Origin of the sequence: Nostoc sp. (genome assembly GCF_036919615.1) — a bacterium.
Taxonomy (GTDB): domain Bacteria; phylum Cyanobacteriota; class Cyanobacteriia; order Cyanobacteriales; family Nostocaceae; genus Nostoc.
Genome location: NZ_JBALCN010000003.1, coordinates 1 through 20,542 on the forward strand (window position 1 = coordinate 1; position 20,542 = coordinate 20,542).

At 42.7% G+C, this 20,542-nt stretch carries 22 protein-coding genes and 1 pseudogene; 11 read left to right on the top strand and 12 right to left on the bottom strand.

Going from position 1 to position 20,542, the window contains the following annotated elements:
* Window positions 1–803 precede the first annotated feature (803 nt).
* A complete protein-coding gene (locus V7K48_RS00835) occupies window positions 804–1,028 on the bottom strand; it encodes a hypothetical protein (RefSeq protein ID WP_335068695.1) in 225 nt (74 codons plus the stop codon).
* A 550-nt stretch (window positions 1,029–1,578) separates the two neighbouring features.
* The gene (locus V7K48_RS00840) at window positions 1,579–1,929 is read right to left on the bottom strand and encodes a histidine triad nucleotide-binding protein (protein WP_334976520.1); all 351 of its coding nucleotides are present in this window, start codon (window positions 1,927–1,929) and stop codon (window positions 1,579–1,581) included.
* A 221-nt stretch (window positions 1,930–2,150) separates the two neighbouring features.
* On the opposite strand from V7K48_RS00840, the gene V7K48_RS00845 reads away from it, so the two are divergent.
* The 7 genes and pseudogenes from V7K48_RS00845 (at window position 2,151) to minE (ending at window position 9,512) form a co-directional block, all read left to right on the top strand.
* Complete coding sequence (locus V7K48_RS00845; protein ID WP_335068697.1) at window positions 2,151–3,689, top strand: glycosyltransferase family 39 protein; 1,539 nt, start codon at window positions 2,151–2,153, stop codon at window positions 3,687–3,689.
* 194 nt (window positions 3,690–3,883) lie between these two features.
* A pseudogene (locus V7K48_RS00850) lies at window positions 3,884–4,416 on the top strand (IS630 family transposase); the annotation flags it as partial.
* Window positions 4,417–4,659: 243 nt separating this feature from the next.
* Window positions 4,660–5,322 (top strand): hypothetical protein, encoded by a 663-nt coding sequence (locus V7K48_RS00855; protein WP_335068699.1) that lies wholly within the window; start codon window positions 4,660–4,662, stop codon window positions 5,320–5,322.
* A gap of 184 nt (window positions 5,323–5,506) precedes the next feature.
* Window positions 5,507–6,865, top strand: coding sequence for a four-carbon acid sugar kinase family protein (locus V7K48_RS00860; RefSeq protein WP_335068701.1), 1,359 nt, complete (start codon window positions 5,507–5,509; stop codon window positions 6,863–6,865).
* 194 nt (window positions 6,866–7,059) lie between these two features.
* Window positions 7,060–8,094 (top strand): septum site-determining protein MinC, encoded by a 1,035-nt coding sequence (gene minC / locus V7K48_RS00865; RefSeq protein WP_335068703.1) that lies wholly within the window; start codon window positions 7,060–7,062, stop codon window positions 8,092–8,094.
* Between the two features lie 287 nt (window positions 8,095–8,381).
* Window positions 8,382–9,188, top strand: coding sequence for a septum site-determining protein MinD (gene minD, locus V7K48_RS00870; RefSeq protein WP_273768711.1), 807 nt, complete (start codon window positions 8,382–8,384; stop codon window positions 9,186–9,188).
* Window positions 9,189–9,224: 36 nt separating this feature from the next.
* A complete protein-coding gene (minE, locus tag V7K48_RS00875) occupies window positions 9,225–9,512 on the top strand; it encodes a cell division topological specificity factor MinE (protein WP_334976532.1) in 288 nt (95 codons plus the stop codon).
* 592 nt (window positions 9,513–10,104) lie between these two features.
* On the opposite strand, the gene V7K48_RS00880 is transcribed toward minE, so the two are convergent.
* Genes V7K48_RS00880 through V7K48_RS00890 form a run of 3 tightly spaced genes read right to left on the bottom strand, consistent with a single transcriptional unit; the run spans window position 10,105 to window position 11,710 of the window.
* Entirely contained in the window at window positions 10,105–10,248 is a 144-nt protein-coding gene (locus V7K48_RS00880) for a hypothetical protein (protein WP_335068705.1), read from the bottom strand.
* Window positions 10,232–11,077, bottom strand: a complete 846-nt coding sequence (locus tag V7K48_RS00885) for a hypothetical protein (protein ID WP_335068707.1) — start codon at window positions 11,075–11,077, stop codon at window positions 10,232–10,234. The genes V7K48_RS00880 and V7K48_RS00885 overlap by 17 nt, the downstream gene beginning before the upstream one ends.
* A gap of 30 nt (window positions 11,078–11,107) precedes the next feature.
* On the bottom strand, window positions 11,108–11,710 hold the full coding sequence (locus V7K48_RS00890) for a carboxymuconolactone decarboxylase family protein (RefSeq protein ID WP_335068709.1): 603 nt from the start codon (window positions 11,708–11,710) through the stop codon (window positions 11,108–11,110).
* Window positions 11,711–11,729: 19 nt separating this feature from the next.
* On the opposite strand from V7K48_RS00890, the gene V7K48_RS00895 reads away from it, so the two are divergent.
* A complete protein-coding gene (locus tag V7K48_RS00895) occupies window positions 11,730–11,852 on the top strand; it encodes a hypothetical protein (protein WP_335068711.1) in 123 nt (40 codons plus the stop codon).
* A gap of 42 nt (window positions 11,853–11,894) precedes the next feature.
* Here the strand turns inward: V7K48_RS00895 and V7K48_RS00900 are convergent, their stop codons facing one another.
* Genes V7K48_RS00900 through V7K48_RS00910 form a run of 3 tightly spaced genes read right to left on the bottom strand, consistent with a single transcriptional unit; the run spans window position 11,895 to window position 13,679 of the window.
* A complete protein-coding gene (locus tag V7K48_RS00900) occupies window positions 11,895–12,821 on the bottom strand; it encodes an NAD(P)-dependent oxidoreductase (protein ID WP_335068713.1) in 927 nt (308 codons plus the stop codon).
* Window positions 12,822–12,856: 35 nt separating this feature from the next.
* Window positions 12,857–13,087: an SDR family NAD(P)-dependent oxidoreductase gene (locus tag V7K48_RS00905; RefSeq protein WP_335068715.1), complete on the bottom strand. Its 231-nt coding sequence runs from the start codon at window positions 13,085–13,087 to the stop codon at window positions 12,857–12,859.
* A 22-nt stretch (window positions 13,088–13,109) separates the two neighbouring features.
* Window positions 13,110–13,679 (bottom strand): carboxymuconolactone decarboxylase family protein, encoded by a 570-nt coding sequence (locus tag V7K48_RS00910; protein WP_335068717.1) that lies wholly within the window; start codon window positions 13,677–13,679, stop codon window positions 13,110–13,112.
* A gap of 69 nt (window positions 13,680–13,748) precedes the next feature.
* Here V7K48_RS00910 and V7K48_RS00915 point away from each other — a divergent pair, with 69 nt between their 5' ends.
* A complete protein-coding gene (locus V7K48_RS00915) occupies window positions 13,749–13,967 on the top strand; it encodes a hypothetical protein (protein ID WP_335068719.1) in 219 nt (72 codons plus the stop codon).
* A gap of 246 nt (window positions 13,968–14,213) precedes the next feature.
* On the opposite strand, the gene V7K48_RS00920 is transcribed toward V7K48_RS00915, so the two are convergent.
* Both V7K48_RS00920 and V7K48_RS00925 read right to left on the bottom strand, forming a co-directional pair.
* Window positions 14,214–14,621, bottom strand: a complete 408-nt coding sequence (locus tag V7K48_RS00920) for a nuclear transport factor 2 family protein (RefSeq protein ID WP_335068721.1) — start codon at window positions 14,619–14,621, stop codon at window positions 14,214–14,216.
* A 179-nt stretch (window positions 14,622–14,800) separates the two neighbouring features.
* The gene (locus V7K48_RS00925; RefSeq protein ID WP_335068725.1) at window positions 14,801–15,316 is read right to left on the bottom strand and encodes a cupin domain-containing protein; all 516 of its coding nucleotides are present in this window, start codon (window positions 15,314–15,316) and stop codon (window positions 14,801–14,803) included.
* Between the two features lie 304 nt (window positions 15,317–15,620).
* On the opposite strand from V7K48_RS00925, the gene V7K48_RS00930 reads away from it, so the two are divergent.
* The gene (locus V7K48_RS00930; protein ID WP_335068727.1) at window positions 15,621–16,643 is read left to right on the top strand and encodes an AraC family transcriptional regulator; all 1,023 of its coding nucleotides are present in this window, start codon (window positions 15,621–15,623) and stop codon (window positions 16,641–16,643) included.
* Between the two features lie 20 nt (window positions 16,644–16,663).
* On the opposite strand, the gene V7K48_RS00935 is transcribed toward V7K48_RS00930, so the two are convergent.
* Window positions 16,664–16,798, bottom strand: coding sequence for a hypothetical protein (locus V7K48_RS00935; RefSeq protein WP_335068729.1), 135 nt, complete (start codon window positions 16,796–16,798; stop codon window positions 16,664–16,666).
* A 555-nt stretch (window positions 16,799–17,353) separates the two neighbouring features.
* Window positions 17,354–18,673 (bottom strand): hypothetical protein, encoded by a 1,320-nt coding sequence (locus V7K48_RS00940; protein WP_335068731.1) that lies wholly within the window; start codon window positions 18,671–18,673, stop codon window positions 17,354–17,356.
* A gap of 861 nt (window positions 18,674–19,534) precedes the next feature.
* On the opposite strand from V7K48_RS00940, the gene fmt reads away from it, so the two are divergent.
* Window positions 19,535–20,539: a methionyl-tRNA formyltransferase gene (gene fmt / locus V7K48_RS00945; RefSeq protein ID WP_335068733.1), complete on the top strand. Its 1,005-nt coding sequence runs from the start codon at window positions 19,535–19,537 to the stop codon at window positions 20,537–20,539.
* Window positions 20,540–20,542 lie beyond the last annotated feature (3 nt).

Sequence of the window (20,542 nt, forward strand, 5' to 3'; positions counted from 1 at the left end):
TTTGTAACTCTACATCCATTGCCCTACTTACCTTTCAGGGTTTTTTCTGTTCATTCTTTTATTCAGAATACCCGGAAAGTGACAGAAGAGGGTTAGTCCCCATTAGGATGCAAATTCAGGATTGATCGACGAGAGATCAAATTGCTTGATCGCCCGTTACAATAAGCATAGCTACTGATGCAGAATCTGGGATCAAAATATTTTGACTAAAGATTTCGTTTAGCTGAAAAGGCTTTGTTTTGTTCTTTTTGTTCAATTGTTAATTCTCAATTTCTTGGTTTTTTAATTGGAGTCGTAATTAAATTTCCTCTCAGATCAGCCTTATCTCCTTTAAATCTTTGTTTGAAGTCAAAGTCTAAGCAATATTCTCCGAACTTTACCCAGAAGCAATCGCGATACAACAATCCAGCATCGGCAGCGAAAGGCTGTAAGTTAAATTTGCCAAGATTTACGCAAGGGTGATTGCTAAAATTTCAACATACTTTCATTAAAAATATTTTTTAGTGCCCAAAGATTAAAATTTTTAAGAAGTCGTCACTTGCACCTTTGACATCAGAGTATATAGCTTCAATAATGTTCTTATGTAAAAATCCGTACTTGTATAGGACTCCTATTTGATTTTGCTAAATATACTGAGAGCCAAAACCTGATCCGGCTAGCTTTCAGTCAGTTTGGCTTTTACAAATCAAATGGGATTGCTATATAAACTGATATTAATAGGGTTGCATTATGCTTTTCTTGAATTCAATAACCAGCTTAAAAAGTCGCCAAAAAAACAATAAAATAGGCACGCTTTTTTGGACTCATAGTAACATTGTGCTGCTCACTGGATATTTAATTAGTCTACCGATTTTTACATTGATAACTTTATCCTTATTATTGCCCTTATTCACTGCTAGCTTATTCACTTCCATTGGAACCTCGCACCACTCTACATCGATTCCTTGGATAGATGATGCATCTGAATGTGAACATACTGGGAGAAACTGGAGCGATCGCAAGTGTTGGGATAATGAACACAATCCCATGTTCTGAATGGATATTGCCCAAAGAGAGTATCCAAACAATTAGAAGAATCGCCTAATTTGACAAAACAGGCTAACAGCCTTGGAATTAGATCAAAATGGATATGTAGCCTGTTGTTTGTTCAACCTTGAATCAACCTAACTTTGTGCGTAATCTGCAAGAAACTCACTTTTTATCTATAAATGCTTACATATCAGTTCTCTAAAAACTGAATAACCAACTTTGAGCATTAAATGAGCATTGTGGTAAACAGCAGTAAAACACTGACTGGTAAGGCTAGAAAGGATCAAGTAGCGGTAAGGGTTGATTCAGGATGAATAAAAGCTTGTTTCCCTAGAACTGACTTTGTGGACGAGAAACAGGTGGAGATAGCGACTTAAAAATAAAATCATCAATCTCTCCTATTAACTCTGGGCGATCGCAGTATGGAGTTGCTAGCGGGCAAAATTGTGGAAATGACTCCAGAAACCCTAATTCATTACAGCTAGAGTAGATGAGAGTGATTTTTCTTAGTGATGAATCGCGTCTAGAGGCGCGATTCATCTGGTTTTATCAACCAGGGGGCCAGTCCAACTGCCGTCCTCCCAAAATATGCAAATGTAAGTGATAGACTGTCTGACCACCATCATCACCAGTGTTGATGACAACTCGATAACCGTTTTTCAGTCCTGCAACTTCTGCAACACGTTTGGTTGTTAACAAAAGATGCCCCAATAGAGCATGATCTTCAGATTCAGCATCAGCTAATGTGGGAATGGGTTTTTTGGGAATGACGACGATGTGAACGGGCGCTTGGGGGTGGATGTCTTTGAATGCCAGAGCCAAATTATCCTCATAAACAATATCAGCGGGAATTTCCCGACGAATGATTTTGCTGAAAATCGTTTCTGTAGTTTCATTCATGCCAATCTACCTACTCATCTGCTAGAGATTTTAAAGGTTTACTGTAGTGACTTGATCATTTAGACAAAAAAATATTCCTTTCTGTGATAAAGTCTTTCATAGACAAAATTCCTCCCACCCCAGCATAGAGACAATAATTACAATCTCTCAGTCAACTCTAGGGTGGGATTTTCATGCTTAGAAAGTTGTATATCTTGTGTACCAGTGCTTTGGAGATTTATATGAAACAGTCAAAATACTATTTTGTTGTTTTTATAATTATCATAATTAGTATCTTTCTGCGTTTCTGTTTGTTGCAAAATCAAAGTCTTTGGTTTGATGAAGGCTGGAGTTTAGCTTTATCTGATGGTACAAGCGTTCAAGAAAATCTCTTTAAAATTATAAATCGAGAAGCTGGTGACAAATATCAACCGCTTTATTATTTAGTCTTGTTTTATTGGCGTTCGGTTTTTGGAGATAGTGAATTTGCCATTCGATCGCTCTCAGCCCTGCTGGGAGTCGCCTCAGTCATTACCATATTTTTTACTAGCCTACGTATCTATGGAAAAAAACATGCCTTATGGTCGTCCATGCTCCTAGCAGTTAGTTCTTTTAGCGTATTTTACAGCCAAGATGCCAGACCTTACGCATTATTAATATTTATAGCCTCACTTCAAATATATTTTTTTAGTTATTCATTCAGTGTAGATAAAAGTAATAAGATTATTTCACAATTACTTTTTGGTATCTTTACTGCCATCGGAAGTTTTGGCAGTATTTTGATAATAATCTTTAGTTCAGCCATTTGTTTATCTCATGCTATTGTCTATAGAAACTTAAAAGAATTGATCAAATGGTGGATACCTCCAGTAGTTTTTTCTTTCCCAATGATTTTGTTCTACTTGTCTTCACCTGCCGCATCTGATCCAACAGCTACTACAGTTACTCGTAGTGGATTACCCATAATTCAAAACATTATGTTTGTGATCTACGGTATATTAGTCGGGACATCTTATGGACCACCACTGGAGGAATTACGCGATGACGAAAAGATAAAAGTTGTACTTGGCTACTGGCCTCAATTATTAATATTTGTTATTGTTATTACTGTGATTTTTCTAGCTTTAGTAACAAGTTTATTAAGACCCCGCAAGAGAAAAAGATATCAACGGGCCGATTACTTCTTTACATCACTTTTGGTCACATCATTTTTACTAGCTTTTATGTTTGCTCTGGTGACCAAAATAAATTGGCTACCGCGCCACTCTTTTTATCTATGTATACCAGTTACCATTCTGATTCCATCAGCGTTTTTACATAATTACCAACGGAATAATAAACTTTATATAGTGCCTCAAGTTACCAAGTTAGCTACTATTTCTTTACTAATTATGAATGTTTATTCAAATTTTCAATACTATTTAAATCCAGCCTATGCAAAAGATGACTACCGTTCAGCTGTTCGCTACCTTCTACAACATCGAAATGAATCTGCAAAATCTGTATTCTTCTATGGACAGCCTAGATTATTACAATATTATGGAGATTCATCGACTATATATGCACCACAAAATGTTCTAAAAACTGTCAAGGGAAAAAATCTGGCAGAAAAAGTTAGTACAATGACCAAAAATGCAGATCCAGTTTTTGTAATAGTTAATCGCGAATTTGATTGGGAATTAAAAGATATTTTTAAAAGAGAAATGAGTGATTTATATAAATTGGAAGATGAGGCTGATTGGCCTTATATGAAAATCTATCGATTCACAAGGAAGAAGTAGAAAAAACCGCCATAATAATCTAATTGTAAGCTGTCATATTCAAAAATGCATCATTTATGTCATTTTCAAAAATACAGCATTTGCGATTGCTCTCAACTTGCCATTGACATATTCCCCTTGATACCAATTGCTTTTTTAGAGCAAATTTTAGATGAAAACTGGTTTCCCGAATATAACCACAATCATCACGGTAAGGTTACAGCGAACGCGATGAACTCAAAAGACAAAAGTTTTTAGAACAATTAGCTACTTGGTCTTCAACAGAAATAGTTTACGTGGACGAATCAGGAATGGATAACCGTGATGATTACGGTTACGAGTAGAATCAGCAAGGTGAGCACTTTTATGATTTAAAATCGGGACAACGTAAAGGAAGAGTTAATATAATTGCTGCTTTGTGTAACCAACGCTTATTCGCACCATTTACTGTAGAAGGAGCGTGTAACCGAACAGGAGAGTGAGACTTGGCTCTAATCATGCTTAATTCCGAGCCTAACTCCTGGACAGGTTGTGATAATGGATAATGCAACTTTTCACAAAGGAGGAAACATTGAAAATTTAATTACAACAGCTGGATGCTTCCTTATTTACTTACCTCCCTATTCACCTGACTTAAACAAAATCGAAAAATGTTGGTCATGGCTTAAGAGTCGAATTCGCTCTTCAGATAGAAAACTTCGATAGTCTACGAACTACGATAGAGGATGTCTTGCGTTTAGTGTCCTAATCTATCTGGCTACTGCTATACCACCTGTGGAAGCAGAAAAGGTGGCTATGGTAATCAAATGATGGATGCGATCGCCTCTGAACTTCCAGATGGTGCATGGAAAATGTTAGCTTTACCTGATGGGCAAGTGCGAGTCACACTGAGTTGGCGTTTACTCTAGTTGATCTGGCTCAAGAAATTCATCCACGCCAAACCCGATTAAAATGAATACGCAACTCGCGCTTCCTCAAGGAGTATCAATCCGTGCAGCCGGACTTAATAGGCTTGGAAATTAGTAAAGGAGAACTGAGACGTTTGACTGGGTTCGATCCAGAAGACGTTTTTCGACCCTCGGTTCTGCGAGATAGCAAGAAGCGATTAGGGTTTTTCATCAATGAAATGCTGGTGACGCTGGCGCTAACCCCAGTAATTGTTGGCTTTGTTTACGCCTTTATTATTCTGCCGACAATTGGTTCTTCAATTCGACTAGGAATTCTCTTACTAATTTTAGTGCCAATCCCGATATTAGTTGGGCGATCGCTTTGGCGACAATTGACCTGTCCTGAAGGACTGACAATACTTTTAGATGAAGTTGATAAATATCATGACCTGATTAGCACTATAGATATTAATGACCAATTGGCAGCATCAGGAAACATAGAAAGCAGTATCCATGACCGAGATAAAGTAACCGCCGCCCTGCAACTGATTAGAGAAGATTTAGTCCGCGCTCTGAAAACGGAACGGATTTTGCGAGATAATAAAAAATTGCTTGCTAATAATCAAGAGTTATTTGTCAATAATTTAGCCAATCTGCAAGCTTTAGAAGTTAGTAGTCAAGCGGGCGAATATGCTCAACTACTAAATCAATCATTGCAAATTGCGATCGATGTGCAAGCAGAAATCAGAAAATTGCACAAAGGCTGAATTGATGTTTGAAAAGTTACAAATGATACTGAAAAACCTCTCTCCTCATAGGAGAGAGGCTTTGAATCTCTCCCCAACACTAGTAGGGAAGGAGATAGGGGGTTAGGTTTCAATTGCTTTGATGTTTAGCAAAATACTTTCCAAGTCCAAACTTTCCTAAAAAACAATCACCCCGTTGACTTAAATGAGCAACAAACCCAAAATAATTGTCTTGGATGATGACCCTACAGGTTCTCAAACAGTCCACAGCTGCTTGCTGCTAATGCACTGGGATGTGGACACTTTACGCAGCGGGTTGCAGGATGATTCGCCGATTTTCTTTGTGCTAACTAACACTAGATCGCTAACACCAGAGTCAGCTGCATCTGTCACCACAGAAGTTTGTCAAAACCTGAAAATTGCCTTGAATGCTGAAGGAATTGACGATTTTCTGATTGTCAGCCGTTCTGATTCTACTTTGCGGGGACATTATCCCATTGAAACCGATGCGATCGCACAAGAACTCGGCCCTTTTGATGCTCATTTTCTCGTACCTGCATTTTTTGTTGGCGAAGCCTCTCGAAGAGACGGCGGACGCATCACTCGTGACAGTGTGCATTACTTAATTATTGCTGATGTACCTACCCCAGTCCATGAAACAGAATTTGCCCGTGATTCCGTCTTCAGCTACGATCACAGTTACTTACCCAAGTATGTCGAAGAAAAGACTCAAGGACTAATTAGTGCCGAAACTGTGGAAAGGTTTCTCCTGGCCGATATTCGCGCTGGTAGTTTGGAACGCTTGTTACAACTCAATGGTAATCAGTGCGCTGTCGTAGATGGTGAAACTCAAGCCGATCTCAACCGCTTTGCAGTAGACATATTAGCAGCAGTAAGTCAAGGAAAACGCTTTCTGTTTCGCAGTGCAGCAAGTATTTTAACGGCTTTAGCCGCTTTACCACCCCAACCCATTGCCGCCGAAAACATGGCGCAGTACGTGCGACAAGGCAAACCAGGTGCGGTGATTGTTGGTTCCCATGTGAAAAAGACTACTCAGCAATTAGCAGCGCTGTTGCAAGTAGAAGGAACTGTGGGAATCGAAGTGAATGTAGCGCGATTACTTGATGATGGGGCAGATGAATCTGCGGCACTGCTAACTGAAATCAAAGAAAGTACACGGGTGGTACATGAGGCTGGCAAAACACCAGTGGTTTATACTAGCCGTGAGGAACTGAATTTTAAAGATGTCAAGACACGATTGGAGTTTGGGGCAAAAGTTTCAGGTTTATTGATGGATATTGTGCGCGGTTTACCATCTGATATAGGATTCTTAATCAGCAAGGGTGGTATTACCTCTAATGATGTTTTAAGTAGTGGACTAGCTTTAACTTCAGCCCGCTTACTCGGTCAAATTTTAGCTGGTTGTTCAATGGTGTTAACGCCATCGGATCATCCTCAGTTTCCTAATTTGCCAGTGGTGCTGTTTCCAGGTAACGTCGGTGATGCTGATGCCTTGGGGACAATTTATCGGAGGTTGACTAAAACAGTCTTGAGTGCTGAGTGAAAATGATCATAATTTTGAACTACAGCAAATCACAAGTTAGTGAGGTACAGTATTTTAGTCTACAAGACAGATAAAGAGCTTTTTTTATTTACTCCTGACTCCACACTTTCTTGCCTGACAATGTTGTTGTATTTTGCAACTGATCTAATATTAATAATTATTCGGAGTGTCCCTTGTCTTTTGGCTAGTAATGCATGACTTCTGATTCTGCGACTCCCAATCTAGAGTCAAATTCTGCACTTCCTAATGCAGAACCAAACTCTATCCTTTCTGAGGTAGAGGTAAATCCTACTGTTTCTGATCTAGAGTCTGATTCTATCCTCCCGGATGCTGAGTTAAATTCTGTCCTCCTTTATTTAAAATCAAATACTGTCCTTGCTCCTGTAGAATCAAATCCTGCTAACCCAGATGTAGAGTCAAATCCTGGTACGGCATCAGATTTTATCCTGACTGATTTAAATCCCAATGAGTCAGCCTTATCAGGACATCGCGTAAATGACAATACTCAAGTTCAGTTAAAAAGTCAGGAGGGACGACTATTATTAATCTTGCCTCCGGAATCTCAAGTATCTGCCTCAGAACTTAGTTGGTCTGATATTTGGCAACAAATAAGACAGCGTTTGAATGCAGGCGATCGCTTCCGTATATCTAATACCCCTGTGCATCTGATGGCACAAGACCGCCTAGTAGATGCCAGACAACTGCAAGAACTTGCTGAGGCTTTAAGTGAAGTCCAACTCCAGCTAATATCTGTCTCAACAAGTCGTCGGCAAACTGCGATCGCTGCCGTGACATCCGGATATTCTGTAGAACAACTACAGCCCGTAAGTTCTCTGGTCTCAGAGTCAAAAGCTACAGCTATACCCCAGGCAGATGCCCTCTATCTGGAAATGACAGTCCGCTCTGGAGTAGAAATTCGTCATCCTGGTACAGTAATTATCTTGGGAGATGTAAATCCAGGTGGTATTGTAATTGCAGATGGAGATATTATCATCTGGGGTCGTCTACGTGGAATCGCTCATGCTGGGGCCGGAGGCAATCATGAGTGTCTGATTATGGCTTTGCAAATGGAACCTACCCAATTGCGGATCGCAGATGCTGTAGCTAGGGCACCAGAAAAATTACCGATGCAATTTTTTCCAGAAGTGGCACATATTATGCCCCAAGGGATTCGCATCGCTAGGGCTAGTGATTTTTCCAGAAACCAATTTACTAAGATCAATCAGTAGCCCTGAATATTTACTTAAAAGATGAAGAATATGAAGGATGAAATATAGCGGTTTTCATGTAGATGGAATACACTACTCTAATCCCTTTCCCCTAGTTAAGTGTATTTCACACAACCGAGCGTAGATGCTTTTTCGGCTTGTCGCCAGACATCGCTAGAAAAAAATATTCATCCCTCGCCCGAATCAGGGAGACCAGATATTTCTTCATACTTGATACGATACTTCATACTTTATACTGCGATTTACTGTTTTATATTTCTTGAACCCTCATTGACCGCATTTCTATCATGACTCGCATTATTGTGATTACCTCCGGTAAAGGAGGAGTGGGCAAAACCACAGTTTCAGCAAATTTGGGCATGGCTTTAGCCAAAATGGGGCGTCAAGTTGCCTTGGTTGATGCGGATTTTGGTCTGAGAAATTTGGATTTACTGCTAGGGCTAGAAAACCGCATCGTCTATACTGCGGTAGAAGTCTTAGCCAGAGAGTGTCGCTTAGAACAAGCCTTGGTGAAAGATAAGCGCCAACCCAATCTCGTACTCCTGCCAGCAGCCCAAAATCGCTCCAAAGATGCAGTCACACCTGAACAGATGAAGTTATTGGTGAATGCGCTAGCGCAAAAGTATCAATATGTGATCATTGATAGCCCCGCCGGCATTGAAAATGGGTTTAAAAATGCGATCGGCCCAGCAAAAGAAGCGCTAGTTGTCAGCACACCAGAAATTTCCTCAGTTCGTGATGCTGATCGGGTAGTGGGGTTACTAGAAGCACAAGGTATCAAGCGTGTTCATTTAATAATTAACCGCATTAGACCCGCAATGGTGCAGGCAAATGATATGATGTCAGTGCAAGATGTTCAGGAACTTCTCGCCATTCCCCTGATCGGGGTAATCCCTGACGACGAGCGTGTTATTGTATCTACCAATCGCGGCGAACCCTTAGTGTTAGCGGAAAATCCCTCTTTAGCTGCCACAGCCTTTGAGAACATTGCTCGTAGATTGGAAGGGGAAAGTGTCCAATTTATGGAGATCGACTCGTCCCAAGACAGCATCTTCGCCCGTCTACGAAGGTTGTTGTGGACAAAGATTGTTTAACTTACTTTTCCAGTCTCCACGCCAGACCTATTCGTAATGATTGAACTTCTAGAACGACTTTTTTTTCGCGGTCCTGATAGCAGTCGAACTCAAGTTAAACGTCGCCTGCAATTGGTGATTGCTCACGATCGCGCCGACATAGACCCTCAAACGTTGGAAAAAATGCGGCAAGAAATCTTAGATGTAGTCTGTCGCTATGTCGAAGTTGAGACAGAGGGCTTAGAGTTCTCCTTAGAAAGCAACCAACGAACAACAGCTTTAATTGCGAATTTACCCATCCGCCGGGTCAAAGGCGTCATACCTGAATGGGAAAGGGGCGATTAGTCTCTATAGGTTTAATTTTAGTATTTTTTATCTTTTATATCAAGTTCGGATGAACACTTATAATTAAGCTGCCCTGGTTTTTGGCCACCAGTAGTAGCAAGTTAAACCAGAGATTAAATCATGTTGTTTCATCAGTTCTTGACAACGAAGCACTAATAAAGCTTCTAACTCATCTGCGAAAATAGTTGATGTTTTAATTGCGACTGCACTTGATTTAATTAATCCGGTACATTTAAAAAACTGGTTTACAAACTGTTGTTACTGTACTTCGTAAACCTGCAATCTGCTGTATTTATTAGCTAGCGATCGCACCTTTTTCACCCAACCTCACAAAATCGCGTTGCTCCGGTTCCTCCGCGCATGATGATGCAACAAAGCGGCGCCTGTTCAGACGCCAAGTCAGTCATTGTGTAGTGCTAGATAATTGCAACTGATACCAATTCTGTATGAAGATGCGCTAAACCATATTTAAGTACAAGAAAGAAAAACGAACTGCAAAGGACGCATTCGCGCAGCGTCTCGTTGGCGCAGCCTCTCGTAGAGAAGAGAAGGACACAAAGAAAGAAGAAGTTAAAAGGGTTTAGCGCAGCCTTTAGAACTCCACTCGTAAAACTTTCGCAGTTCGGACAATCCCATCAGGTGGCGGTGACGTAGTACCACCGTCGGTCGTAAAATAAGCCACCCGACCATACTCCCCCGTCATCCGTCCCCAAACACCGCTAGACGGTCCGAGCAACTGCTCGGTGAGAGGGTCTACCTGCGACGCTGTGCCTCACCCCACGGTTCTCGCTCGGCTCTAAGGACACGCGATCAATGGTGTTTTCTCGGTGCGTCGTGACGTACGCAATGCCAGCGTCTTCGTCGATGCAAAAGTCATCGAACATTCTGCCGTCGGCGACGTGTTCCGGTTTGGCAGCGGGTTCGTGCGTATCAGGATCGACACGCACCCGCATGAAGAGCTTTTGAGCGGTTGTCGTGTAGTAGAGATAATGGCTCCTCGACGCATACCGCACTCCGTTGAGTCCCGGTTGAGGCGGTTTGAGCGGACTGTTGGGATTGAATGCCATGCTGTCATGCTTGAGCCAGACGCTGGCTTTAAGCTCGTTTCCATCTGTGGGGAGATCGACTCGCCAGAACAAACCCGCAACCGAGTCTGCGATGATCATCACAGTCGGCGCGATCAAGCAACTGCCGTTGAGCGCACGCACGGGATCGGGAAATTCCAGAAGGATTTCCGGCTTGAGCGGACTGTTAGGAGTCCAACCGCGCAAATCAAAGCGTTGCAGGTTCGATTTGTGGGTTTCATACACATCTGAGGTGCAAATATAGAAAATGTCTGGCTCGACCTCTACGAGGCTCAACGCGGGGAGTGCAAAGGTGTGTATCAGGATTGGATTGATCGGCACGTCCGCAGTTGTGGGCGGAATGTACCAAAGCTCCTTTTGATTCATTGCAGTGACAAGAATAGAGCCATTACTGCGGATTGCCAGGTTTTCAAGGAAATAATGCTTTGGAAAACAAGCGATCGTCGTGAGCTTGGCTTGTGGCACGGTTTCAGACGGCATAACGGTTTTCGTGTAATGGTTAACAAACGATTAGACCTGTTCTTGCGGAGCTGGGATTTCAAACGCATTGAGCAACGCGCAGACGCTGTGATAGATCCCAATGAGCGTAATGGCATCAACTAACCCCTGCTGCCCGAAGGTGCGCTCCGCCTCACGGTAAAGCGCATCATCGACACTGTGTTCAGTGGAAAGTTGTCGTGCAAAACGTTGGGCAATCTTCTCTTGGTCGCTCAGGTCATCGGGCAACCCGCCGCTCACCAACGATCGTATAGACTCCTCCGAAAGACCTGCCTTTCGAGCCACAGCCGAATGTGCGTAAAGCTCGTACTCTGACTTCCATACAGCACCCACGCTTAGGATCAATACTTGGCGGACTCGATCGCTCAGCGAGGTATATTTCTCTTCAATGGCTTGTAGCTCCAAGAAAGCCGAGGTAACATGGGGGCTGAAAAGCACCGGATTGAACGGACCGATTAGTCTGCCATCTTTAGTTTTGCTCTGAAAATGAGCGCTATCCGCCCACGGAACTGCTGTCTGATTTATACGATCATAAAGCCCCTTCTGCTCAACCGACAGCATTTGAGGATCTAAAAGGGGCAGGCGACCGCCCAACGTATCAGTTTGATTAAACATTACGATTTTTTCTCCTGTAATGACTCACTTGCATCCCTTGCTGTTTCTAGCTCAGCAGCCAAACTGTTCCATCGAAGCTAGAGATGGCGATTTGTTGATTATTGGGGTTAAAGCTGACATCGGCAAGCGTGAACGGTTTTAAGGAATCCAAACCTAAACCCTAATTCGCTCTGGAGTTACCGAGCTATTTCAAACCTGCATTTTCAGCATTGACTTGTGCAAAACTTGACCACTCCTGCTCTGCCCGTCCGTGCGCAATCGCGCTTAGCATATGTTCATACACTAAATTCACAAGCGGCATCGGCACATCAGCCTCATCTGCAACTTGTCGCACCAATCGAATATCTTTGAGACCTAGTTTGAGTGCAAATAAAGCTGGGTCAAATCGTTGCTGAGCAATTTGAGTTCCGTAACTTTCATACATCGGCGACTGATACACCTGATTCAGGACTTGTAGAAAGGCTTGTGGCTCAATTCCCGATTTCTGCATTAACGCAAATGTTTCACCCAGCGTTTCCATTACGGCAGTGATGGTAAAATTGCCAGTGATCTTAACTAAGTTCGCCAGCGATGGGTCTGTGCTGACGATCGAGATGCCCCGACTCATGGCTTCAAGTATCGATCGACAGTGTTCGATCTGATCGTTATTGCCACCTGCTACAATCCAGAGATTGCCTTTTGCAGCAACATCAGGTCGTCCAAACACTGGCGCTGCGAAGTAAGCCTGTCCAGCCTGGGCATGATGTTGAGCTAACTGCTTTGAGAGATTCGGACTAATACTACTCATCGAAATGTGAATGGCATCTTTGGCGAGTCCTGCACTCAGTCCCTCATCGCCCAACGTAACGGCTTCGACCACTGCATCGTTTGACAGCATCGTAATTACAACTTCACACTGACGGGCAACTTCAATCGGTGAGTTCGCAACTTGTGCGCCTGCTTGCTCAAGCTCATCTGCTGCGCTCCGGGTGCGATTGTAGACAACGAGATCGGGATATTTCTGAAGCAAGACATTCGCCATTGCTTTTCCCATATTGCCTAAACCAATGAATCCAATTTTCATTTCGACTACCTTTGTAGAATTGAATCTAAGTGCGATCGCACAGATCAACGATCATATTGAATCGTTAAACGCTGTTTGAGCGATTACTTATTAAAAAAGCTGATTAAATCTGAAGCGAGTCGTTCAGGGCATTCAATGGGCAACCAATGTCCTCCTTTGGACTCAATTTCAGCCACCGTTTTTTCGGCTTTTTCAGCATTGCCAGCGTAGTGTACGACCACCGCGAAACCATCCTGAGCGAGTCGAATTGCAGTTGCCTGTTCGATGCCACGCGACGCACCTGTGACGATCGCAACTTTGTTATTGTTCATCATCAATGACCCCTATTTTTAATCGTTATTGCTTCAGTCCAACGGCGTTGGAGGGAACGTCGAAAGCCATGAGCGTCAGCGAAACGCCAGTGAACCATCCGAGAAGGACAGTCACATCAACGATGCCAGCATCCCCCAACAATTCTTTAGCGCGTCGGTAGAGACCTTTTGGGACTACGCGCGAAGCGATCAAAGCTGACACGAGTTCATATACCACTTGCTGCCGAGGATCGTCAAATGAAGTCGGCAGTCCGGCAATCATTGCTTCCACCTTCTTTGGTGGTAGACCGCCCATTTTCTCTGCGATCATCTCGTGTTCATAGTTGGAATAAGCTGCTGACCAGTGACTATTGATGAGATTGGTAGCAATCTCGATTTCAGCCTTTGTCAGGGTTGATTGGGTCTGATAATAAGCACCCGTGGGCACGATCGTTTGAGACAGTTTCGGATTTGCCAACCAAATCTTGTGAGGACCGGGCACGAGACCCCGCAGTTTCATCGTGAAGTCATACGCTGCTTTCATGTTGGCAGGCATCTGATCAACGGGAGTCTCCTCAAATCGGCCAAACGTACCAAAGTCGGATTTTTCGGTCATATTGTTGGTACTTCGCTTAGCGTAAAGAAGGGTTAACGGTGGAACGCTTTATGCTGGGAGTATAAACTATTGTTGCAACATCATTACTACATTTACGGTCGTACAATCAATTCTTTCAGTCGTAACTGTACAACCAGTGCCTTGTTAAAAATCCGTCCTCCTTTAACTGAAGTTGTGCTTCCTGAGCAGTACTTTCGTTTGCCCCTGGAACCACTTCTGGCTGCATCTATTGCCAGCGACGCACACCCACCGACTCAAACACCCCAGCTTTGTGAAACGGTTCTGTGATTTGAACTTAAAAATGAGAATTTAGCTTATGATATAGATTCAAAGCATAGGTTCGTTGTCGATAGAAAGTACGCGCCTCAGCAGCATTCGCGACGTTGATGATCATCAGCGTGCCAACGATGCCGCCCTCTGCGTTCTCGAATGGCCCACCAATGTGCATTTTGGCGGTGTTTTCCTTGAGATATTGGAGATGGCGATCGCGAGTCTGTTCACGCAGTTCTCCAATGATTTAATCAACTTGCAATCTCATCTAACGTCGGTTGTTCCTGCTTTGATGACCTTAGTGACCAAGGCTGAGTCTAAGTAAGCACGGACTTCGACAATCTGCTGATCGCGGAATTGGCAGATCCAACAGTATTCATTATTGAACTGAACACCACTCTTCGCAGTCGCTTGGGTGTAAAGTTCAACGATCGCAGTGTCTCCATCAACGAAGACATCGCGCGTGAACAATTTCAAATCCCCGCTGAATAAAGGATTAAGCCGTGAGAAGGTCGCTTGGTGGAACGCAGTTTTCGATTGATAATTGCCTGCGAGGGGTTGTGTACCCAACACAGTCCATTTCACATCATCTGCAACAGAGTCAAAAAATTTTTCGGACGTGTCGCTTTCTAAATGCTTGAATATGTTGCAAACAGTCTCATAAGTAATCATAACACCACTTTTTTCGTCCTTTTCACTTTAATGATTTTGAAAGAGTCGCATTCACCAGATCGTTATGTTAAGCCCTAACTTAAGCAGAGAGCTGCCGATGATTCCCGTCCGATCCCCGTGTAAGCATCCGCGATCGGACAAGTCCAATACCGGGAGTATAATGTTCGCGGGACGATCGCCTAAACAGGGTAACGTGTATCCAGTTCTTTGCCGTTGACGACAACGGGACTGGCATCAGTCATAATAAATACCAAGACCGCAGGAACAGACCCTCGATTGATCCAAGCATGAGTTGCACCTCGCACAATTACGGAATCACCAGTTTTCAGGTGAACAGTCTCGCTACCCTCAAGCTCTAAATCGATCTCCCCTGCCAAAACCACGTCGTAGTCCAACGTCTCCGTTCTGTGGGGAATTTTGGCATGACCTGGAGGAAACTCCGTAATCCGAAACGCGGCTCCTTGACCATTTCCCACATAATTAAAGTCATGATAGCGCTGAACAACCCCTGCCTTTTGCTCAACGGCAGCTTCCGCAGAATTATCAACGGGCATCTTGTCTGTTGACCACAGTTCACACCCACTGATTTTTGTCTCCGTACCAACTGACATAGCTGGCAACACCTCGTCGCTAGTTGCCATAGCTTTACCACTCGAATCATTCGCAACAACTACTCTTCTCACTTTAAAAGCCATTTTTCCTCCATCAAAAAATTCCATTCAATGTTGATTGTGTCTGATAGTAGGCACCAGTGGGTATGATCGTTTTAGACAATTTCGAGTTTGCCAGCCAAATCTTATGGGGACTGGGCACTAAGCCGCAAAGTTTCATTGTGAAGTCATATGCTTCACGAGTTTATTTAATTTTCGTTTTCTGCAAATTAGATTGTTTCTCTAACTTACTTCCAGAGAAAGGCTGAATACAATGACTATAAACGACAAAAGATTGACCTAAAATGTCAAAGAGAGAATTAACGCAGGCGGTTCGGAAAGGATGGGATTGCACGCTGTCTCAATTAAACTAGTGCAGGGCATTTTAAGTGCCGCCCTTGCTGCTGACTCAGACTTAGAGGCAGAACAAATGTTGGCTGCCATCGGGCTTTACCCAGAAATCCTAAAAGATGCTGATGTATACATTTCCCATGAAAAGTTCACTGCCCTTTGGGTAGAATTAGTTCGTTGTTCCGGCAATCCTAGCATTGGTCTAAGGATGGCGGAGTTCGCACAGCCTAGTAGTTGGGATGTGGTAGGTTATGCCGTCGAGAGTAGTCCTAATTTGAATGAAGCAATGCGGCGTATTGTTCGCTCAGTAAGAGTTCTGCACGAAGAGGCAGAGATGGCTTTTGAAATTCAAGGCAAGGTCGCACGCCTAACTCATGCTATCTCAAGTTCTCCTCTCCCTTTACACCGTGCTGCCTGTGATTGGGTTGTAGCAGGTATCTTCTTGCTGATTCGGAGAATAACAGGAGTAGATTTTGTGCCCCTCAAAGTGGGGTTCCAGCACAGCTTACCTGAAGATATTTCTGCTTATCATCGATTATTTCGCGCTCCCGTAGAGTTTGATCAACCCATTAATGAAATTGTTTTTGATTCTACTTTTCTCTGTTTACCGCTCTTGAAATCAGATCCAGGTCTCGGAAGAGTGCTAGACCGTTATATTGAGGATTTACTGGCGAAGTTGCCTACTTCAGGAAATTTTATCGATGGCGTTCGTCGGGAAATCAGTATAGAACTACGTGGAGGGAATCTGGAAGTTGAGATGATCGCCAAACGCTTGGGATTTGTCTGCCGCACCCTCCAGCGCAAGCTTAAGGAAGCTGGCACTTCTTATCAAGAACTTCTCGATCAGACGCGGCAATCGCTCTCAATGCATTATCTTCAAGAACAACACATGGCTGTGTCTGAAGTGGCATTTCTCTTGGGTTTTTCGGAAGCTAGTGCTTTCTATCGGGCATTTAAACGTTGGACAGGCACAACACCAAGTGAATTCCGTCGTACTTTGAAACTCATCAATGATAAATAACTAGTTGTACTAGACTAAAATTATAATCGCCTCGAGCCGAAATCAAGCCGATTTTTGACCCAGATTAAATCGTAAGGCTCTTTCTGCTCAACCGACAGCACTTGAGCATCAAAAACAAACAAGCGACCACCCAGCGTCTCAGTTTGGCTTGACATCAAATTGCTTCTCCAAATTACAATCTAAAGCTTTCTGAACAGTGAGCGAGCAGTTGTTTGCACTAAGATTCAAAAGAAATTCAGCCTTTCTACATCATTGTTGCAACACTGAGCCGTCAATTGCTATTTATCCCGCTAGTTATATTAGAGTAACTTTAATAGGGGCAGATACAAACGAAAATATAACTAATGTATCTCTTTATTACGGTTAGATAATTCAGCAGTCAGGTCATTTTAGCGTTGATGCAGTGCTTGATGTAAAAACATTTGATAACTATGCTGAATCAGCAATGAAAAATGTTCCATTTCTATTCCAAAACACAAATGTTAAAGCAACAACTAATTTGCTGACATCATTAGCTTATGAGTTGATCTCAAAACTAATTCATACACTGACATTACCAAATCATCCAGAGTTTCAGTAGTGCGTCAGTTAACTATGAGTAATAGGTTGGGTTTCACTGCGTTCAAATCAATATAGCAGTTGTTAAACAGGATAAAAAAATCCCGTTGTCGTCACTGCTGACAACGGGAGTATATAGGATTTTTAATAAACTATCGGTAGGCTACTTGTGGGCCTGCCCAAATTTCTGTAACCTTTTTACCAAAAGTAATCGCCTGATCATTGCCTGTTGTCGTTACAGTCTTGCCATCATTAGCAACTTGCATTAATGGCCAGTTTTCCTCACCCAATTCACCTGCACGGAACAGCACATGATCCGGTTGGCTTTTACTCCAACCTAACAATACGGCAATTTTTTCATGATCTTCTTCATTAGCAGGAGCAACTGTGTTAGCGTGATTTTTTTGCCGATCCCAAATCACTGCACTATCTGTAGAATCACCTGTGTTAAATATGCCTTCAAACTTGCGTGCTAAGAAGCGATCGCCTTTTTCTGACCAGCTAACTGGAACTAATACCCCAATTTTACCGTTCGTATCAGTTTCTTCTAACGACACCGCCTTTACAGCCTTTACCTTTAATAAAGGATCACTAACAGAAGTAGTTGAAGCCATCACCCACAACTTCTTGGTTTGCATATCTTGAACAAACAGAACGCTGGTGACACGACTGTTATACATTTGGGGTTTTACTTCTAGTTGTACCCGGCTATAAACAGCATATTTCCCATCGGGAGAAACTACAGGTATGCTGCGGTAGTGACGCACTCCCGAACCACCCTTAGAACCAATTGCCTCTTGAGTCGCTGTGATCCATTTCCAAGGAATAGGATGAGGACTGCCTATGGGATCTATTTGTTCTGCTTGAGCTTCATCACGTGGTTCAACAACACGTATTTCCGTCGCTGTGGTTGGTTGTGATTCTCTTAGAGTTGGTGCTACTTGAGTTGCTGTCAATGATTCAGTCAAAGACTTTTCTCTAGAAAGAGAATTTTCTCGCCCTTTCAAAGACTTGATATTAGCAGCTTTGAGTTTTCGGATTAAATTAAGTTGACTAACAGGAACATCAGTTAATGGTGCGAGTTCAACTGCTGCCAAAGGATCAGGAACAGTTAAATCGCTGTTTGACACAGAATTATCTGCTTGAGCCAAAGACTCAGTTTTATCCGCTGGTAATACTTGCGCTTGGTGGACAGCAGTACTTTGTGTTGGCACAGAGTCAAATTCTTCTGTCAACGAGTTGATTTGATCTGTTTTTAATATTTCAGCTATTTCAGGTTCCTTAACTACAGCTATTTCCTTTGATACAGAGTCAGACTCTCCAGTCATCGAAGTTAGTTTTGCTACTTCGGATCTGACTGGGGTCGAGTGACTCGATGCCCCTAGCAAGGGTGCGATCAGTATCACAACGACAACGTAATTGAGAAATGGTTGCGCGCGGAACCATCCTGACAGCAAAAGGGGTTTAAGCATTTGTAGACTCTCTAGAGGGGCGGTTGCTATGTGAGAAGCAATACCTATGCAGCAATGGGGCAGGCAGTAATTATATGTATAACAAGAAACTAAAAGCAATGACGAGATAATTTCTTCAAAGCTTGCAGAGTTTTACAAAAATTAAGTATCATTGTCTACACCTTTTATTACTTAGGTACTGAATATTTTTTTTCAAGAATATGCGAGTATAGTAAATATGCTAAGTTCTCAGTAATTACTACACGAGATATAATATTGCTGTTGCTATACCCAACCACACCTAAAAACAGGTTTTAGTCAAGGGAGATTCAAGTATAGTTTGTGGCTGATGAAGCTGGCAACCAAGAGTGAAATGACTCGATTATTGGGGATTGTACTAGCGATCGCTAGTACGCAGCAAACAAGCCAGGTTACACACTAGATATAACAGCGCAAACCCTCATAATGGTAAACATGAGGCGTTACCTGAAAAGCTGCAAAAGCAGACGCATAATACATCATACTCAGAAAATATTGCTGTCAGCAACCCAAAGTTATAAATTGCAATCTCAACTACAAAAATAGCTAGAAACACAATAGTTTTTTAGAAAACTAACTGCATTTAACGTCAATTTAGGGAAGATGAACAGGAACACAACAAAATTTACTCGGTAGATGCTCTAGCAGCTCGTGACGAGACGCCACTAAAGGATTTGGCTATCCTTAGGCAGATGCAGCTGATACTAACTGTTAGACTTATTAACTTAACTATTAAGTTAAATCTTGCAGCCTTTGGTTTCACCAATACGAAAATATTGTACCACCAAACAGCCGATATTATTTACCATTAACTAATGACTAACGATTAACAACTAATTATTAATGAAAATTGTATTCTTTGGTACACCCCAGTTTGCTGTGCCCACGCTGGAAAAGTTATTGAATCATTCAGAATTTGAGGTGTTGGCAGTTGTCACCCAACCAGATAAACGCCGGGAACGCGGAAATAAACTTACTCCAACATCTGTAAAAGCGATCGCTACTGCTCACAACTTACCAGTATGGCAACCCGAACGGGTGAAAAAAGACACTGAAACTTTAATCCAACTCAAACAATTAAACGCAGATGTGTTTGTTGTTGTTGCATACGGACAAATTTTATCGTCAAAAATCCTAAATATGCCAAAGTTAGCCTGCATTAATGTGCATGGCTCGATTTTACCCAAATATCGCGGTGCAGCGCCGATTCAGTGGTGTTTGTATAACGGTGAAAGAGAAACGGGGATCACAACCATGTTAATGGATGTGGGGATGGATACCGGTGCAATGCTACAAATTGCCACTACACCAATTGGATTACTGGATAATGCCCAAGATTTAGCCGACAGGCTAGCTGGGATCGGTGGGGATTTGTTGGTAGAAACTCTGTTGAAGTTGGAACGTCAGGAAATTCAACCAATTCCCCAAGATAATTTAGCCGCTACTTATGCGCCTCTGATTCAAAAACAAGATTATGGTTTGAATTGGTCAAAAAGCGCTATCCAATTACACAATCAAATTAGAGGTTTTTACCCTAACTGCACTGCTACCTATCGTAACAACCTGCTGAAAATCACCGCTTCTGCTCCCCTTGCTTCTGTAGGCGATCGCGATCTCCCACCAGAATTACAGGATTTTATACATAAATTGTCTGATTTGTCAAATGTATCAGATCAACCGGGAGTTGTAATGAGCATTGCCAAAGGAATTGGGGCGATCGTCCAAACTGGGGAAGGTTTGTTGCTGTTGCGAGAGGTTCAGCTAGCTGGTAAACGTCCCCAGTCAGGATGGGATTTTGTGAATGGTACCCGCTTAACTGTGGGAGAAATATTTGGTGCGGGGAGTTGAGGG